Here is a 709-nt window from a genome sequence, read left to right as displayed (position 1 = left end):
ACCAAGGAGATGCTGGCCAAGCTGTGAGCGCCAGCTTCGGATGCCAAAAGGGAGCCCGACCGGCGCCCTTTTTACATTTGCTTACCGCTCGCCCCTTGCCTGGCAGGCACGCGGGCATGCTACTCTGCCGACGCAACCCTGCCTTCGTCTCATCATGGAACTGCATATGAAAAAACTGGATGTTGCCCGTCTTGCCAGCCTCGCCGACGAGGCCGCCCACTCCCCGCGCCAGCGCATGAACCACAATCTGCACGACGAGCTGGCCGACCCCATCCAGCGCCTCGCCATCGCCATGGAGCCAAAGACCTACATACGGCCCCATCGCCACCTGCAGACCTGGGAGCTGCTCACCGCCCTGTGCGGGCGCTTCGTGGTGCTCAACTTCGACGACGAAGGCACAGTGATTGCCCGCGCCCTGCTGGGGGAAGAGACCTCGGTGCTGGAGACCCCGGTCGCCACCTGGCATGCGGTGCTATCTCTGGATCCCGGCGCCGTCATCTTCGAGGTGAAACACGGCCCCTACGCCCCCTTTCGGGAAGAGGACTTCGCCCCCTGGTCACCGCCCGTGGATGACATCAAGGGCCAGCAGGCCCTGATGGCCTGGTATCGCCACGCCGAGGTCGGTCAACGCTGGCCAGGGCGCTGAGCCCCTCCTCCCCCAGACAGCCCCATCGCTGCCAGCCATAAAAAAAGACCCGCCACTGGCGGG

1 protein-coding gene is annotated in these 709 nt (G+C 64.9%); it reads left to right on the top strand.

Going from position 1 to position 709, the window contains the following annotated elements; all coding sequences use genetic code 11:
* Positions 1–166 precede the first annotated feature (166 nt).
* The gene (locus BN1128_RS15785; protein ID WP_042870474.1) at positions 167–646 is read left to right on the top strand and encodes a WbuC family cupin fold metalloprotein; all 480 of its coding nucleotides are present in this window, start codon (positions 167–169) and stop codon (positions 644–646) included.
* Positions 647–709: the final 63 nt, after the last annotated feature.

The organism is Aeromonas piscicola (genome assembly GCF_000820005.1).
GTDB classification, from domain to species: Bacteria; Pseudomonadota; Gammaproteobacteria; order Enterobacterales; family Aeromonadaceae; genus Aeromonas; species Aeromonas piscicola.
The sequence above is the reverse complement of the archived record's forward strand: the minus strand, read 5'-3'. Positions and strand labels throughout refer to the sequence as shown.

Bases quoted from the DNA above. Each gene is read 5' to 3' on its own strand.
- BN1128_RS15785 (WP_042870474.1), top strand. From the start codon at position 167: ATGAAAAAACTGGATGTTGCCCGTCTTGCCAGCCTCGCCGACGAGGCC.